This window comes from Acinetobacter sp. CIP 102136 (assembly GCF_000369685.1).
GTDB classification, from domain to species: Bacteria; Pseudomonadota; Gammaproteobacteria; order Pseudomonadales; family Moraxellaceae; genus Acinetobacter; species Acinetobacter fasciculus.
In genome coordinates this window covers 118,435-135,912 of record NZ_KB850142.1, presented here as the reverse complement: position 1 = coordinate 135,912, position 17,478 = coordinate 118,435, and the positions used below count along the sequence as shown (strand labels likewise).

Sequence of the window (17,478 nt, the reverse complement as noted above, 5' to 3'; positions counted from 1 at the left end):
TAAAAAAACGGAGTTTAAACTCCGTCTTTTATTGCGTTTTAATATTGATCAGCGCGCGTGATGCGTTTTAAGGAAGGATCAAGACGCTCACGTTCCAGACGATCCACATGCGTCAACTGAGAACGCACTTTTTCCCCATGCTGAAACAGGATCATTTCACCCGGCTGGAAAGCAGTCCATTCTTCATTCTGGGTCAATGGTTCGGTAGTAATCACTGCCACGCGATCTTCAGGGGTCGTAACCTGACTAAAGTCCACTTCGACGTCAATATCAATCAGCTGAGCCGGTCTAAACGGGTATTCACGTACTAGCCAGTGGAGTTTGGTAATCGCATAGCTAAACAGCGCCTGACCATTCGAAAGGCAGAAATTAAAGGTGCCATGCTCGGCAATTGCAGGTGAAATTTCAGCTAGAAGATCGAAAACCTGATCCAGTTTCGGCTCATGATAGCCAAAGCGTTTCACCAGTTGATCGAGCAGATAGCAGAAGGCACGCTCACTGTCGGTATTGCCGACTGGGGTAAAGCGCCCTGACAGTTCAGGAAAATAATCATGTAAATCGCCATTATGGGCAAAAATCCACTGCCGCCCCCAAAGTTCACGGCTAAAAGGATGCGAGTTTTCCAGATTAATTTTGCCTTGAGTGGCTTTACGGATATGGGCAATCACATTACGTGATTTGATCGGATAATTACGCACCAGCTCGGCAATCGGCGACTCAACCGCAGACTGGTTATCAACAAACAGACGGCAGGCTTTATCTTCAAAAAAAGCAATTCCGAAACCATCCGCATGATCAGAGGTAATGCCCGCCCGCTGGGAAAATCCGCGGAAGGAAAAAGTAATATCCGTCGGGGTGGCACAATTCATTCCGAGCAGTTGGCACATGGTCTGGTTTCAGCTCTCTATTTACTTAGAAGCTTATTGTGCATGACTGTCCCTGTCATTTCAAATATCTGACTATGATAACCTCAAATAAAAAAGAGCCTCTATTGAGACTCTTTTTGGCAAAAAATGGATTATGAGCGATGCGGATTGGCACGGTTGGTAATGAGAGTACCAACACCATGATCGGTGAAAATTTCCAGTAAGCTGGCATGTGGTACACGACCATCCACGATATGTGCACTCACGACACCGCCTTTTACCGCATCCAGCGCACAACCTACTTTTGGAATCATGCCGCCATAGATTACGCCAGTTTCGATCAGACGATCGACTTCCTGAGTAGTCAGACCAGTCAGCAGGTTTTTATTTTCATCCAGCACACCCGTGATATTGGTCAGCAGAATCAGTTTTTCTGCACCTAGGGCTTCAGCGACTTTACCAGCGACCAGATCCGCATTGATATTATAGGTATTGCCTTCTTCATCGACACCTAACGGGGCAATGACTGGAATAAAGTCACTATTGGTGAACATTTCCAGAACATCGGTTTTTACGCCAACGACTTCACCGACCAGACCCAGATCAATTTGCTCAACTGAACCATCTTCAGCCACTTTTTCCATCAGCAGTTTTTGTGCACGAATCAGGTTGCCGTCTTTACCGGTAAGACCAATGGCACGACCACCATGCTGGTTGATCAGGTTCACGATAGATTTATTGACGCTACCACCAAGTACCATCTCGACCACTTCCATGGTCGCAGGATCAGTCACGCGCATGCCGTCAATACGGTCTGATTCGCGGCCCAGCTGTTTCAGCATGGAATCGACTTGCGGGCCACCGCCATGCACCACGATCGGATTAATACCGACGGTTTTTAATAATACGATATCACGTGCAAATGAACTTTCCAGCTCAGGATCGGTCATCGCATTACCGCCGTATTTTACCACCAGGGTTTTACCCGCAAAGCGTTGAATATACGGCAAAGCTTCTGTCAAAATCTGTGCTTTGTCGATGCCTGTTTGTTGATTTGGCATTCGCCTCTCCTTATTGAGCATCTAAAATGTCTTGAGCGATCTCTGGATAACGGTCACGCAACATGGCTACAAACAGATGACGAATTTCATTTAGACCTTGGGCATTATTGGCATCAAAGCGCACTGTGAAATACTCACCTGTATTGGATGCTCGAATGATGCCAAAACCATCCTCAAAATCAAGACGTATCCCATCAATTTTACTGATTTGCGCATTAATTCTTGCGGATTGTTGTTCAACGAAGTTTAAAAGCTCAACAGGACGTACTTGACGCGTTGAAATATAAAGATCTTCAGTACCATGTCGTTTTGGATAAGCCGCCAAGGCCTGCGCGAGAGTTTGCCCCGTTTGGTCGAGATATTCCATGACTCTGAGCGCTGCATAGAGGCCATCATCATAGCCCCAGCCGCGACCATCATTAAAGACATAATGTCCGGCATATTCCCCACCAAAAATCGCCTGATGCTGAGAGTGGTTCAGATAAGTTCTGAGAAATGAACTGCCGGTACGAATCATCACCGGTTCCCCGCCCAGACGTTGCACTGTATCGCGAACCAGAGTTGAACATTTCACATCATAAACAAATTGGCGTGGTGCTGAATCGCTTAGGCAAATTTCGGCAAACAGACATAATAACTGATCGGCTGTGATAATCTGACCCTGTTCATCAACCAGAACTAAGCGATCGCCATCACCGTCCAAGGCAATACCGAGATCAGCCTGCTGTTGCATGACGGTTTGACGTAAAGTCTCAAGATGTTTGTCTTGCGAAGGATCCGGCGCATGATCCGGAAAATGTCCATTCGCCTCACAACGTAAAGCAATCACTTCACAGCCCATTTTTCTGAGTACCAAGTCAGCACAACGTCCGGCTGAGCCATGCAGACCATCCAGAATCACTTTAAATGAGCGCTTTAATTGAATATCTTCTAATATTCCCTGCTGATACTGCAGGCAAAACTCTGGAATAATCTGATGCGGCAGTTCAGCTAAAGTAATTAGCTGGCTATCGCAATGTGACTTTGCCAGTTGGGCCACCTGTTGAATCATCTCAGGACAAGGTGGTTCACCATCAATAATCCATTTAATCCCATTATCTTCTTTAGGATTATGACTGGCAGTGACCATAATGCCATTACCATCAAACTGACGTGCGGTGAAATATAGCATTGGGCTGGAACAGCAGCCTATAATAGTGGCTTCCAGCGAATAGTCTTTAAAAATACGGGCAATGGTGTCGGCAAAAGCCGGGCTACTGATGCGTGCATCATAACCAATGGCGACACGTGTCTGTCCCGCAGCCTGATACTGCTGGGCTAAACCGTGGGCAATTGCATCAATGATCCCGGCACCTAATAGACTGACTTTACCGCGTATGTCATAGGCACGAAAGATATGCATGGGGAATGGATGATTCATAGATCCCATAAAACTGTCTTTTCACTATTCGTTAAAATAAGGAGATTTAAAATGATGATTTCAGCATAATGACTTTAAACATTTGTTTTTGTTTTAAGACCCGCTATTTTTAAACGATTTCAATGTAACAATCAATTATAAAAATATAATCTACAACTTTAGAATTATAGGGTTCTTGTAATTAAACAATGATTATTTAATTATATTTATTTTGAATTTCATCTGATTAGATATTTGATCACTACATCAATTTTAGATTTAAATAGCTCTACTGAACTAGGGTGTGTCCTCATTTGGCCTTGCACCAAATAAATATACAGGCTATACGAATCATAGATTTATAATTGCGTGCCAGTTTATCAAATCGAGTTGCAATAGCACGGAAATGTTTTAATCTCGCAAAAGCATTTTCAACTAAATGTCTTAATTTATATAGATATTTATCAAATTCCTTATTCGATCTCTTACTGTTTGATCTCAATGGAATAATGGGAATCATATTCTTGTTCTTGGCATATATTCTAATGTGCTCAGCATCATACCCCTTATCAGCAATGAGATAAGTTGCCTCGTCTACCGTATCAATCAGTTGTTTTGCAACTTGACTGTCGTGGACGTCACCCCCAGTGATTTTAAAATCAATCGGTAATCCATTCGCGTCGGTTGCAAGATGTATTTTTGTTGTTCGTCCACCACGTGATTGTCCAATTGCTCTTTCGAAACCATGCCGAGCTCCACTTGCATGTTGATGCACGCGTATGTAACTTCCGTCAATGAATACCCATTCTTGATCCAAGACGCCTCGTAATCTAAAAAAAATTTATCCCACAATCCCTTGCTTGCCCAACGATTAAAGCGATTGTAAGCAGTTTGCCAAGGACAAAATTCTTGGGGAATATCACGCCATGTGGCGCCTGTACGCAGTTTCCATAAGATCGCTTCCATGATATTTCTACTATTCTTTGAACAGTAACAACCGTGTAATCGCATAGTATCTTGAATTTGCTGCCAGATATCATCGGTGAGAAGAGTACGTGCCATTGAAAAAATATAGAAATCAAAAGAGCTTAAAGGAGGATTTTAAGTATTTAAAACCAATTTTTCAAATGAGGACACGCCCTAGAAAATATGGTTTTATTTTTAAATATATTTCAATCAGCTCATTTTTAATATCTGATTCACTTAAATAAAAAAATGGCTTACATCCAGTTAATGAATGTAAACCATGATTAAAACTTAGTTTTTACCCGTATGACCAAAACCGCCAGCACCGCGTTCAGTCGCTGCGAATTCATTGACCAGATCAAATTCAGCCTGCACCACAGGAACCAAAACATACTGCGCCAAACGTTCACCTGGCTCTAAGCTAAAAGCCGTCTGGCTACGGTTCCAAACGGATACCATCAATTCACCCTGATAATCAGAATCGATTAAACCTACTAGGTTACCCAACACGATGCCGTGTTTATGCCCCAAACCCGAACGTGGCAAAATCAGACCAGCAAATGCAGGATCTTCAATATAGATTGCTAAACCAGTTTTTACCAAAACAGTCTGGCCTGGTTCAATGATCGTAGTTTCTGTAACACACGCACGCAAATCCAGCCCCGCTGAACCTGTCGTAGCATAAGTCGGTAATGGCCATTCCTGACCAAGACGCGAGTCAAGGACTTTCACCTGAACTTTCATGTATTCATTCCTGTTGTTTCATTTAAAATAAGAGCAAGCCTTGCGCCTTATCGTTTGATAAGATTACGCAAATTATCCAGATAATGTTGGGCTTGTAATTTCGGATCGATGTTGCCTGCCAGCTTTTTCTTACGACCTAACCATTCCAGCTCATCTTCTGGTAATTCATCCAGAAAACGGCTTGGGGTCATCTGCTTCATCTGCCCACCGGCCTTGCGCTGTTCTGCCAGAGTAATGGTCAGTCCCTGACGTGCACGGGTAATCCCCACATACATCAGACGGCGTTCCTCTTCGACCGTTTCTGCAGCGATCGAGTTTTTATGTGGCAGAATTTCTTCTTCCAGCCCGATCAGATAGACATAAGGAAATTCCAGACCTTTAGACGCATGCAAAGTCAATAAATTGACTTTATCGGTGTCCTCTTCTTCCTGCTGCTGCTCGAGCATGTCCAGCAGCACCATTTTACGAATCACACTTTCAATATTTTTTTCATCAACATCTTCAGTGCGGTTAATCAGGCTTTGAATGCTGCTATAGAGCACTTCGATATTGTCGAGCTTGGTCTTTTCCTGCGCTGGTGTGGCTGCAGTTTCCTTGATGTAATCGATATAACCGGCTTCAATCATCATCTGGCGGATAATTGGCACTGGTTCATCATCATCCAGTAAATTGCGGGTAAAACCCTCAATAAAATCGGCAAACTCAGCCAATTGAGTCGTGGCCTTTTTCGGAATCGCCATGGTCAGACGCTGATCCGCAGCCGCAGCCAGAAGCGACAGATTATTTTCCTGAGCAAATAGACCGAGCTTTTCCAGCGTTACCGGACCAATTGCCCGTTTTGGCGTATTGATAATTCGTAAAAATGCACTGTCATCTTCAGGGTTAATGATCAAGCGTAAATAGCTCATCATGTCCTTGATTTCGGCACGTGCGAAGAAGGACTGTCCGCCAGATAATTTATACGGAATCTGCATCTGGCGCAGATGGGTTTCTAAAATACGCGCTTGGAAATTGCCGCGGTACAACACCGCATAATCTTTCCAGCTTTTACCGTTCATCAATTTATGCGTGATCAGGTCTTTAACCACGCGTTCTGCTTCATCATCATCATTGCGGCAGGTAATCACACGGATCACTTCACCATGGCCTTTGTCCGACCAAAGCTTTTTATCAAAAATATGCGGATTATTACCAATCACGGTGTTGGCTGCTTTGAGAATACGACTGGTCGAACGATAGTTCTGTTCCAGTTTAATCACTTTTAAATTAGGAAAATCCTGCTGCAGCAAGGCCATATTTTCCGGTTTAGCACCACGCCAGGCATAAATCGACTGGTCATCATCGCCTACGGCGGTGAACTGTCCCATCACGCCAACCAGTAATTTCACCAGAATATACTGCGCCGTATTGGTATCCTGATATTCATCGACCAGCAAATAACGCACGCGATTTTGCCATTTGTCACGAACTTCGGCATTTTCCTGCAGCAAGCGCGTTGGCATCACAATCAGGTCATCAAAATCCACGGCGTTATAGGCACGCAAATTACGTTCATATAATTGATATAAATGCGCAAACTGCACATCTTCGGCAGTTTCACAGGTAGTATGTGCCTGCTCGGGTGGAATCAGATCATTTTTCCAGTCCGAGATCATTTTCATGGCTTTGGCAATCAGTTCTTTGCTTTCTGCACCGGATAAATTGTCACGCTGCATCAGATCCATCAGAATGCGTTTACAGTCGTCAGCATCCAGAATCGAGAAATTATTTTTCAGTGGGGTATGTTTCAACTCCAGGCGCAGCATATTCAGGCCAAAAGTATGGAAGGTCGAAACTGAAACGCCTTTACTTTCTTCACGCGTCAACAATTTGCTGACACGCTCTTTCATCTCACGTGCTGCCTTGTTGGTAAAAGTCATCGCAGTAATACGATGTGCGGGAATCCCGCAATGCTTGACTAAATACGCGATTTTTCGCGTGATCACTGAAGTCTTGCCTGAACCCGCTCCTGCAAGTACTAACAAGGGTCCTTGAGTGTATTTCATGGCTTCAAGTTGCTTGTCATTTAACTGACTGGCGAGTGACATATGGCTTCCTCTTCTAGATTCGGCTCCGATTATAGTCATCTCTGCGTCAGTTGCCTAATTTAAAATACGATTAATCAGGTCAATATTCAGATATAAAAAAACCACCCGAAGGTGGTTTTTTCTTAAGCGTTCAAGAATTATTGAACTGCATATACCGCGATTTCTACACGACGGTTTTGCTCTTTACCTGCAGCAGTTGTATTGTCTGCAATTGGGTTCGCTGAACCTAAACCTTGAGCATTAATACGTGTACGTGAAACACCTTGGCCTGCCAAGTAAGTCGCTACAGAGTTTGCGCGTGCTTGAGACAATGGCAAGTTAATTGAGTCATTACCCGTGCTGTCTGTATAACCAGTTACAAGAATACCGCTCTTGTTATCTTCAGTTAATACTTGCGCTACTTTGTTCAAAGTGCCATAAAAGTTTGGTTTGATATTTGACTTGTTCGTGTCAAATGTAATGCTGCCTGGCATCACAAGGTTAATCGAACCATCTGCATTACGGTTAACGTCTACGCCCGTACCCGCTGTTGCTTGACGTAATTTTTTCTCTTTGTTATCAAGATACACACCCGCTGCACCACCAACAACAGCACCAATCGCTGCTGCACGGTTATTTTGACGGCTGGTATTCGCATTGCCTTTAGAAACACCGTAACCTGCTGCAGCACCAATTAAAGTACCTAGAGCAGCTTTATCATATTCCACACCACCGATGTTATTACCAGTTGATTGACAACCTGTAAGTGCTACGGCCCCTGCTACAGCTGCTGAAATGACTAGTGCACGCATCGCATGACTCCTTGTTGTATGCTTTGTTGTTAAGCGAGATAATGATTTAAATTGAATGGGCTAACCATTGAATTTTTGTTAATAATAAATCGTTTAGTAATATTTTGTAATGTTTATATGTAACTAAAACCAAGTAGTTCGTCACAATATCTTCATAGTTTCCTGTTTAGGCTTTTTTATTTGCCTAACTGTCTCTATATTACTCAAAATATGAAAAAATTTAAGTGATTAATCTCTGGGGACTGTTTGGATATGTCATCGAATAGCAACAAGCAACCGACTTTAAAAAAACTGGCGCGTGGCCTGACGGTCACATCCGTCATGACGGGCAGTACTTTTTTTCATGGTCCCCCGGTGCTGGCCTTGGGTTTAACCAAACTTTTTAAAAAATCCGCAAAAGTGGATGAAACCAATATCAAGATTACCAACAGCTGGTTAGGGGTCAATAACTGGCTGATTGAGCATGTTTTAAAAAATACCCAATGGCAAATCAGCGTAGATGAATCACTGGATTTGAATATGCAGGGCCGTTATTTGATGACCTGTAATCATCAGAGCTGGGTCGATACCACCGTCAACCAGTACTTCGGTCTTACCCGTATGCCACTGACGCGTTTCTTTACCAAATGGGAACTTATTTTTATTCCTTTTGTTGGTCAGGCCTTTAAAATTTTGGGCTTCCCGATGATGAAACGGCATAGCAAGGAACAGATTGCCAAAAATCCTGCGCTGAAATATCGGGATATGGAAGAAGCACGCAAATCTTGTGAACAGCTGATCAGTCAGCCTTTTACCCTGTTAAATTATCTGGAAGGCACCCGCTTTACCCAGGAAAAGCATGATCAGCAGCAGTCTTCCTACACACATTTACTGAAACCTAAAGCCGGTGGTCTGGCATTGGCGCTCAGTATTCTCGGCGATAAAATTGATGCGCTGGTCGACATGACCATTGTTTATCCTGACGGTATTCCGGGCTATGGTGAATTTTGGTTAGGTGAAGTGCCACGTATTGCGGTAAATTTAAGAAAAATTGATATTCCAGACTGGGTACTGGGCGGCAATTATGAAGATGATGCTGAATATCGTGCACGTTTTCAAAAATGGATTGATCAAATCTGGACTGAAAAAGATCAGCTCATCGCACAAATGCAGCAGAACTTTGCCCAAGCCCCGGTCGGATCTGTAACCGAGTAATTATGAAGAACGACAACCCGGACATTACGTCCAGCTCATTTAAATTTGTTCGTAAAGGAACCTGGGGCTGGAAAATTGCACTGATTTACGATATTTTCATGATGGTTCTGATCATCATCAATCTGTTCTGTCTCAGTGCTAACGCCATTTTAATGAGCGATTTTGGGCAGTGGTTGTTTGACTTCATTCGTTTACCGGAAATCTTGCAGTTTTATAAAAGTGATTTACGCCCTTGGGTGATCATTACCGAGGGCTGGTTTACCACCTTCTTGGTCTGTGAATTACTGGCACGCTGGGTCATCGCGATTGTCCTGCGTCATCATCGACGCTGGTGGTTCTTCCCTTTTGTGCACTGGTATGAAATTTTATCCATTATCCCTCAGCTACGTTTCCTGCGCCTGCTGCGTGCGGTCGCGATTGGCTACAACCTGCATAGCCATGGTTATAAAGTAATTCCCAATCGCTGGTATCGCCAAGGCAACTTTTATTACAACATGCTGATGGAAGAGCTTTCCAGCCGGGTGGTACTGACCGTACTGGACGGCATCAAGCGTGAACTGACCACAAGTACATCACATAAACAGTTAATTGATGATTTAGTGGAACATCACCGTAAATTACTGGCCATTGCCTTGGCAGATATCTTGCAGGAGTCTTTGGGTAGGGAATTACAGTCACAACGTTCCATGATCGCTAAAAATGTAGGGCAAGTAGTGAATCAGGCGATTGAAGATACTCCAGAACTGACCCAATTATTACGTTTGATTCCAATCGTAGGTAGCCGGATTGAACAGCAAATTCAAAGTATTGGTCAACGCCTCGGGGAAAATATCACGCAAGGACTGATTGAACCATTTACCCACACAGGTCAAAAAGAAAATCCGACTTTTACCCTAATTTCAGATAAAATCAGCCAGATTCAGATTGAACATAATCCACATATTGATAAATTGGTCGAATCGGCTGTTTTTGAAACACTTGAAGCAATCCGAAAACAGGTAAAAGTCAAACAGTGGCAACAGATTTTAGAAGAACATGAGCAAAATCAGAGCTCAATAGATAAGTAAAGTTTAAAGTACAGAATCAGACTAATCCGTCCGGTCCTGTTCGCATAAAAAAATAACTGAGATCGCTAGAGAATTACTGCAATTTGTTCTAGGATTTGCACTATTTACAACATTGCTTCGACACAAAACCAGCAGGTCAGAAGTATTTAAGGAAGAATTATGGCTGATATACGGATAAAAGGCAGAATGGTCAATGCGATACGCATTAGCCTAGATACCAATGATCATGATGCAATCCGCCAGCAACTTAGCCCAAAATTACAAGCAGCATTTCCACCCGGCACTTTGGCAGTCATTGAAAGTTCAGTTGAACAGGAACTCATTGCGCTGATCCAACTGTTAATCAGTCTGGATGTACAGCCTATGGCTGTTACTGAAGGCTTACTTGGAGATCAGGCGCGCGCCATTCAGTTCCCGGTACTGCCACCTGATCGACAGTTAGAAGAAATTAAAGCCACCAAAGAACAGGTGGTGGAAGTTAAACCAGAACCTACAGCGGTGAATGATGATCAAGCCCCTGCTGCCCCGATCGTTGCGCATATCACCTCATATCATGATGAAATTCTGCGTACCGGCCAATGTATCGTGCAGCATAATGGCGACATTATTATTAATGCCGGCATCAATAGTGGTTCAGAAGTGATTGCTTCGGGCAATATTCATGTCTATGGCAGCGCGCGTGGCCGGGTCATTGCAGGTGCGGGTGGCAATACTGCAGCACGTATTTTCTGTCATAGCCTCGAAGCAGAACTGATTTCGATTGCAGGAACCTATTGTGTGGCGGATGATATTCCATCACACGTAGTTAAAAAATCCGTGCATATTTACTTGAATGATCAACTAGAGCTTGTATTTGAAGCTCTACAATTTTAATGTATAAATAAACACCAAAAACCCCATTTTAAACAGGGGATTTGAACCATAACAGGAGTGGATTCGGTGGCGAAAATTGTTGTCGTAACGTCAGGCAAAGGTGGTGTAGGTAAAACTACAACGAGTGCATCTTTTGCAACAGGTTTAGCCCTACGCGGTCACAAAACTATTGTTATTGATTTTGATGTAGGTTTACGTAACCTTGATTTGATTATGGGCTGTGAACGCCGTGTAGTTTATGATTTTGTGAATGTTTTAAATAACGAAGCACGATTACAACAAGCACTGATTCGCGATAAAGATATTGAAAATTTATATATTTTACCTGCATCACAAACACGTGATAAAGATGCCTTAACCGATGAAGGTGTGGCACGTGTAATGGATGAGCTTTCGCAGGAATTTGATTATATTATCTGTGATTCACCTGCCGGTATTGAACGTGGTGCTATTTTAGCCATGTATCATGCGGATGAAGCCATCATTGTGACCAACCCTGAGATTTCTTCAGTACGTGACTCTGACCGTATCATTGGTATGCTCGACAGTAAAACTAAAAAAGTAGAACAAAACGAAGGCCGCATTCGTAAGCATCTGTGTATTACCCGTTTCAACCCGGAACGTGCCGATAAACAGGAAATGCTGACGATTGATGATATTTCTAAGGATATTTTACGTGTACCGACCTTAGGCGTTATTCCTGAGTGTCCAAGCGTTCTACAGGCATCGAATGAAGGTAAGCCAGTGATCAATTTCACTGAAGCTGCAGCAGGTCAGGCCTATGATGACCTGGTTGCGCGTTTCCTTGGCGAAGAGCGTCCTTACCGTCATATCGAGGTAAAACCTAAGGGCTGGTTAGCACGACTATTTGGAGCGTAGACATGGCAGGATTCTGGAGTAAACTTTTTAGTGGCGAGGATAAACCATCAAGTGCACGGACTGCTAAAGACCGTTTGAAGGTGATCGTTGCATCCGAACAAGGCTTGGGTCGTCGCTTGAGCCAGGACAAAATTGACCAGATGAAGACTGAAATCATGCAAGTGGTCAATCGTTATGTTCGCGGTGTCGATGAACAGCATATTCAAATGCAGGTTCGTTCTGAAGCTAATATTGAAATGCTTGAAATGAATATCAATTTACCTGAAGAACGATAATCTGATTTTTGATTGGTCAAGCAAATTGATTCAAGGCAAAATATGAGAGTGGTAGAAATAGTAGTTTAGCTATATTCCGCCCACTTGAAGCATAGCTTCAAGTCTTGCGACTAGGCAAAGCAGTGCTTTGCTAATCTAGTCTCATATTTTGCCTTTTTTCATGCCGAAAAAACTACATTAGATCAAGGAAATTGCGATGGCATTATCTCAACCAGCGACCTTTAACGAAGAATGGTCAGATGAGCGTGTATTTGCCTATTTAAATCAGCTTCCTCCTGCAGGTGTTAATGCTGATTTTCACGTGCTGTATCATGCTTTCAAGCATATGCGTCCATTCGATTATGAACGCCTGTTGACGAAATTTGTCGCTGATGGCCGTGATGTCAATGCAACCAATCCGGAAGGACAACGCATTCATGACGTGATTGCCACTTTCCCGCGTCAAAGTGCCGAGTTCCTGGATGTATTGGCAAAATTTGCCTGAGTCAAAAATACATAAAAAAGCCTGCTTTGAAAGCAGGCTTTTTTAATATCAAAACTTATTTCAGAGATTATATATGTTAGATGCTTATGAAAAACTATTTGAACTTATTGATAAAGAAATATTTTTTAAATCAAGTATAAATAATATTAGATGTCTTTCATAAATCATTTTTTACTCAGCTCCAAGTTGTAGATTCCAGCGATTAAATTGAATCTCAAACCAAGCCTTTTACCTCTATTTCGATAACGCTCAGCAAGGATTTTGAAGGTTTTCAGGCTGCCAAATACATGCTCAATTCCGATTCTTCTTTTATTGATTTCTTGATTATAGATTTTCAATTCAGGATCCAATTTACAGTGTCTTTTGGCTTTTAATGGCAACAGGCTATTCGGATACAACACATAAATCCCCTGATAGCCTTTATCTGCAAGGATAAAAGCCCCAAAAGGAATCTGGTTTAAATTGCGTTTGAACAACTCGAAATCATGCACTGCACCGCGACTGGTACATAAACTCAGAATTTGCTGAGTTTTGTAGTGAATCATGGCCTGTACTTTAAAGGTATAGGTCTTTTTCTTGCCGCTATAGCTTTTCTTCTGTTTTTTTAGGCCTTTGGATTGGAATTTCCGTGGCATCCACGATCACAACATTCCAGTCGATGCCTTCGCCCTCGGGTAAATCTTTGGGTAAATTAAACAGATTGGACCGAATCAGGCAGTCTTCAACATGACGGACAATTCTTGAGGCTGTGGGCTCTGAAACCCCGTAACTCGTCGCAACGTGAAATAAGGTTCGGTATTCCCGCCAATAGCTCAGACAGAGCAGAACCTGATCCTCCAGGCTTAACTTGGGCGGTCTGCCTTTGGCAGAGACATGCTTCTGCAATTGCTCAACCATCAAATAGAAAGTTGACCATGAGATGCCTGTGTATCGCTTGAACTGAGGATCAGAAAGCTTGTTTGAATCGATGTATTTCATCCGCAGATTATGCACGAATGCCAAGAAATCCGGAGTGCAAATATTAACCAAAAAGAAGGTCGTTTTTTGATTTATGAAAGAGATCTATTATTTATATCCAAGATACAGAAATTGATCGAAGATGGAATAATTTAAAACAGGATCTTTTAAATAATACACCTATGACTATACGAAGTTATGGACGTAACGGTATAAATTCAAATCTATTTCAAGAACTTTATAAAATTCTTTTTAATCATCAGAATATTCATATTGACCGTACTAACAATGATATTCCCGCTAAAATTCTGAAAGATTTAACACCATATTGTAAAAAAACTAAGCGCGTAGATGGTCCAAAAATAAGAATTATGAATTATCAAATCTCACATTTGTTTGGCCGTACTAAAAACCCGCTTTTATTTACTGCACCATGGAATATTGCCTATATACCAAAATACTTAGATCCCTTTACTGGTCATGAATCACAAGGTACTACAAGTCGAGAATTTAAGCAGATTTTTAATCGTCTTTTATCTGAAAAGTTCAAGGAATATATCCAAGACTATAATCAATTCATTGCTGTTTATGCTCATCAAGAAAAATTAAATGATGCAATTGAGCAAGTTCGCCGAAATATAAATAAACCGCTTGAAGAAAAGACCTTAATTAATTTTAAGAAAGATGTTTATTTACAGTGGTCTAAAATTGAATAACTCCTTTACAAAAAAGGCCTGCATCATGCAGGCCTTTTTATTGCAAAGATTGTGAAACTAAACCAGAATCTCGCGTTTGCCGTTGGCCCCCATGCCGCTGACAATGCCATTTTCTTCCATCTGGTCAATGATTCGTGCAGCACGGTTATAACCCAGACTAAATTTTCGCTGTAAGGATGAAGTGGAAGCCTTACGGGTTTCTAGTACAAAAGCCACACACTGGTCATACAGTGCATCGCGGTCTGATCCACCGTCGCCACTATCTTCAAAACCGCGACCCGATGGCTCTTCATCAAACGGTGTCAGGATCTCGTCGACATAGTTTGGTGAACCACGTTCACGCCATGCATCACAGATCCGGTTTACTTCATCATCGGCAATAAATGCACCATGCACACGCTCAGGTTCAATTTTACCCGGGCCGAGGAATAGCATGTCACCATGACCAAGTAAGTCTTCAGCACCACCCGCATCCAGAATGGTACGCGAATCGATCTTGGAGTTGACCCGCAATGCAACACGCGTCGGAATATTGGCTTTGATCAAACCGGTGATTACGTCTACTGATGGACGCTGGGTCGCAAGCAACAGGTGAATACCAGCAGCACGTGATTTTTGTGCCAGACGGGTAATCATTTCTTCGGCTTTTTTACCCACCTGCATGATCATATCCGCGAACTCATCCGCAACAATCACAATAGAAGGCAACGGTGTTAAGCGCGGCGCACGCTCACCCACAACAGAATCGCTGGCTTTCCAGGTTGGATCGATCAGGTCTTCACCATTGGCAATCGCCTCTTCCACTTTGCGGTTATAGTCGCTCAGTTTACGGATTTTCAGGAAAGACATCAGTTTATAACGACGTTCCATTTCATTGACACACCAGTTCAATGCGCTGACCGCATCTTTCATATCGGTAACTACAGGCGTCAATAAATGTGGAATATCGTTATAGTTCGCCAGTTCCAGCTGCTTTGGATCGATCAGAATAAGACGCAATTCATCCGGTGTATATTTCAGCAACATCGATAGAATCATCGAGTTCACTGCCACCGATTTACCCGAACCCGTGGTACCCGCCACCAACATATGCGGCGCTTTCCCCAGATCAGCAATCACCGGATTACCGGAAATATCCTTACCCATTGCCATGGAGAGGATGCTATTCGGATCAGTGAAGGCTGGAATGGTCAAAAGTTCGATCAAACGGACCATTTCACGGGTACTGTTTGGTACTTCAATTCCGATATACGGCTTGCCCGGAATGACTTCAACCACACGCACCGATGCCATCGACATCGAACGTGCCAGATCTCGGGAAATATTCGTCACTTTAGAGGCTTTTACCCCTGGCGCCAGATCCAGTTCAAAACGTGTTACGACTGGGCCTGGCTGTGCTTCTACCACTTTGGCTTTGACATTGAATTCTTGCAGCTTGATTTCAAGTAGCTCAGATAAACGTGCCAGCTGCTCTTCGGTAAAATTCACTTTTTTATTTGGATCAACTTCATCCAATAAATCTAGCCCTGGAAGTGGTGATAAATCTTTACGGCGCTCCACCACCTGCATGGCACGTGACATCGGACGGCCTGAAGCATCAGTTAAAGGAGCATCAAAATCAAACTCGTCTTCATCTTGTGGTTTACCAGCCGTTTCTTGCCAGGCTTCTACAAATTCTTCTTTAGATAAAGCCTCGCGTACTGCTGCATGAGTTGCAGAAGGAGGAGATACTGGTTGCTCTATACCCTGATGCTGAATTGGTGCCTGAACAAAAGCAGAAGATTGGGCATAGCTTGATGCACGTACTGGTTGGCTTGGCTCATCTTCTTCAATCAGTAAATCACCCAGGTCATCCAGATCGGCCTGTAATGCGCTATTTTTCACGACATGTGCCGTTGTCATAGACGCCATGACAGGTGCAACATTGGTCATGTCTTCTACAATTCTTGCCGTCTTTTCGGCTGGCGCTGTATTGAATGGACTATGCACATCGGTCGCAGTTTTGCCTTGCGGAACTGCAGCCAGAAGTTCATCAAAGATTTCATCATCATCCCAGTCCAGGCCTGTATGTGGAGCCGATGCGGTTCTGGTGTGAGCATGAGTCTGTGCTGAAACAGGTTGAGGAGCGGTTATATGTGAGACTGGAGAATTAAGCTGTTCTTCTTCGGCTGCTTTGAGTAAGGCATCAATATCCTGTTTATGGCGCTGATCTTCATTTGAATGTAAGGCACGCCACACCTCGCCTGTCGCTACCACACGATCCGGCTGTTGAGGCACTTGCTGTACTTGCTTAAATGTCTCGACTGGCTCAGGAGCCTGCTGCTCAGCCTCAGGAATATCCTCATAAAACTGCGGTTGTTGTGATTCTTTATCGGCAAAATCATCAAATAAGCGTTCAGCCACCTGATCACGCACTACCGGATCTATTTCTACCAGTTGATGCTCAGGCGCAGGCGTGACTGCAACCGCTACTTTTTTCGTAGTATTGACTGGCTCTTTTTTGGCGACAGGTGCAGTACGGTCAAAATCAGACATGCCTTCAGGCACATTACGGTAGAACAGGTCTTGTAGATAAGCAGGCGTTGCTTTGAGGCTGCTCCAGGTCTTGTTCCACTTCACCCCAAAAGCCAAAGTAAATAACACCACCCAAAGCACCAGCAGGAAGAATGCTGCACCATAGACTGTCAGCAGTTGTTCCAGACTCTGACCTAATTCATAGCCAATAATACCGCCGGAAGAATTATCCAGCGTATCAGCAGGAACTTGCCAGAATAAAAACAATAGCGCTGAGGTGGTCAGTAACAGGAAGAATTGCGCAGCATAGCGAAATGGCCGGTTCAGGAAGCTGCGCGGCCACCAGACCTGAATTGCTTCCATAAACAGATAGACAGGAATCAGCAGACTTGCCCAACCAAGGAAGCCAAACAAAAGGTCTGCAATCCAGGCACCCGCTACCCCACTAGCATTCGAAACGGTCTGCGTATCACTGGAGATATGCATCCACCCCGGATCAAATGGCGTATAGGTCACTGTTGCAAGAAACAGATAAATCCCAAATGAGACTAAAAATAATGTCATTACTAAGCGCTGTGCATAGGCACTCGACACCGCTGTCATAT

Annotated in this window: 17 protein-coding genes; 7 read left to right on the top strand and 10 right to left on the bottom strand. The window is 43.3% G+C overall.

The genetic code is table 11. The features are described from left to right. Window positions 1-38: 38 nt before the first annotated feature. The 7 genes from F893_RS06130 to F893_RS06100 all read right to left on the bottom strand — a co-directional run bounded on the left by F893_RS06130 (window position 39) and on the right by F893_RS06100 (window position 7,914). Entirely contained in the window at window positions 39-887 is an 849-nt protein-coding gene (locus F893_RS06130; protein WP_005251159.1) for a class II glutamine amidotransferase, read from the bottom strand. A gap of 131 nt (window positions 888-1,018) precedes the next feature. Then, window positions 1,019-1,927: an acetylglutamate kinase gene (gene argB, locus F893_RS06125; protein ID WP_004279270.1), complete on the bottom strand. Its 909-nt coding sequence runs from the start codon at window positions 1,925-1,927 to the stop codon at window positions 1,019-1,021. 10 nt (window positions 1,928-1,937) lie between these two features. Further along, the gene (locus F893_RS06120) at window positions 1,938-3,356 is read right to left on the bottom strand and encodes a phosphomannomutase/phosphoglucomutase (RefSeq protein WP_005251157.1); all 1,419 of its coding nucleotides are present in this window, start codon (window positions 3,354-3,356) and stop codon (window positions 1,938-1,940) included. 280 nt (window positions 3,357-3,636) lie between these two features. Further along, window positions 3,637-4,388, bottom strand: a protein-coding gene (locus tag F893_RS17345; protein WP_370981754.1) for an IS5 family transposase whose coding sequence is annotated in 2 segments (ribosomal slippage) — window positions 3,637-4,154 and window positions 4,154-4,388 — 753 coding nt in all. Because the reading frame shifts where the segments join, the coding sequence is not laid out codon by codon here. A gap of 195 nt (window positions 4,389-4,583) precedes the next feature. Then, window positions 4,584-5,036, bottom strand: a complete 453-nt coding sequence (gene dut, locus F893_RS06110; RefSeq protein WP_005251151.1) for a dUTP diphosphatase — start codon at window positions 5,034-5,036, stop codon at window positions 4,584-4,586. A 47-nt stretch (window positions 5,037-5,083) separates the two neighbouring features. Further along, on the bottom strand, window positions 5,084-7,123 hold the full coding sequence (locus tag F893_RS06105) for a UvrD-helicase domain-containing protein (protein WP_005107705.1): 2,040 nt from the start codon (window positions 7,121-7,123) through the stop codon (window positions 5,084-5,086). 137 nt (window positions 7,124-7,260) lie between these two features. Continuing rightward, window positions 7,261-7,914, bottom strand: coding sequence for a YiaD family glycine zipper/OmpA-like lipoprotein (locus tag F893_RS06100; RefSeq protein ID WP_004646124.1), 654 nt, complete (start codon window positions 7,912-7,914; stop codon window positions 7,261-7,263). A 252-nt stretch (window positions 7,915-8,166) separates the two neighbouring features. On the opposite strand from F893_RS06100, the gene F893_RS06095 reads away from it, so the two are divergent. From F893_RS06095 to F893_RS06070, 6 genes are all read left to right on the top strand, one after another. Then, window positions 8,167-9,108, top strand: coding sequence for an acyltransferase (locus F893_RS06095; protein WP_004646123.1), 942 nt, complete (start codon window positions 8,167-8,169; stop codon window positions 9,106-9,108). 2 nt (window positions 9,109-9,110) lie between these two features. Then, window positions 9,111-10,175, top strand: coding sequence for a hypothetical protein (locus tag F893_RS06090; protein WP_005251141.1), 1,065 nt, complete (start codon window positions 9,111-9,113; stop codon window positions 10,173-10,175). A gap of 159 nt (window positions 10,176-10,334) precedes the next feature. Then, on the top strand, window positions 10,335-11,048 hold the full coding sequence (gene minC, locus F893_RS06085; protein WP_005251139.1) for a septum site-determining protein MinC: 714 nt from the start codon (window positions 10,335-10,337) through the stop codon (window positions 11,046-11,048). Window positions 11,049-11,114: 66 nt separating this feature from the next. Then, on the top strand, window positions 11,115-11,927 hold the full coding sequence (minD, locus tag F893_RS06080; protein ID WP_005251137.1) for a septum site-determining protein MinD: 813 nt from the start codon (window positions 11,115-11,117) through the stop codon (window positions 11,925-11,927). A gap of 2 nt (window positions 11,928-11,929) precedes the next feature. Beyond that, window positions 11,930-12,202, top strand: coding sequence for a cell division topological specificity factor MinE (gene minE / locus F893_RS06075; protein ID WP_004279256.1), 273 nt, complete (start codon window positions 11,930-11,932; stop codon window positions 12,200-12,202). A 196-nt stretch (window positions 12,203-12,398) separates the two neighbouring features. Then, window positions 12,399-12,686 (top strand): PA4642 family protein, encoded by a 288-nt coding sequence (locus F893_RS06070; protein ID WP_004279254.1) that lies wholly within the window; start codon window positions 12,399-12,401, stop codon window positions 12,684-12,686. 164 nt (window positions 12,687-12,850) lie between these two features. On the opposite strand, the gene F893_RS06065 is transcribed toward F893_RS06070, so the two are convergent. After that, entirely contained in the window at window positions 12,851-13,321 is a 471-nt protein-coding gene (locus F893_RS06065; RefSeq protein WP_005251134.1) for an IS5/IS1182 family transposase, read from the bottom strand. After that, a complete protein-coding gene (locus F893_RS17340; RefSeq protein WP_008306679.1) occupies window positions 13,269-13,664 on the bottom strand; it encodes a transposase family protein in 396 nt (131 codons plus the stop codon). The genes F893_RS06065 and F893_RS17340 overlap by 53 nt, the downstream gene beginning before the upstream one ends. A 161-nt stretch (window positions 13,665-13,825) precedes the next feature. Here F893_RS17340 and F893_RS06060 point away from each other — a divergent pair, with 161 nt between their 5' ends. Beyond that, window positions 13,826-14,359, top strand: a complete 534-nt coding sequence (locus tag F893_RS06060) for a hypothetical protein (RefSeq protein WP_005251133.1) — start codon at window positions 13,826-13,828, stop codon at window positions 14,357-14,359. A 57-nt stretch (window positions 14,360-14,416) separates the two neighbouring features. Here F893_RS06060 and F893_RS06055 read toward each other — a convergent pair whose 3' ends face one another. Beyond that, window positions 14,417-17,476 carry a DNA translocase FtsK gene (locus F893_RS06055; RefSeq protein ID WP_005251132.1) on the bottom strand — a complete coding sequence of 1,020 codons (3,060 nt, stop codon included), beginning with the start codon at window positions 17,474-17,476 and terminating at the stop codon, window positions 14,417-14,419. Window positions 17,477-17,478: the final 2 nt, after the last annotated feature.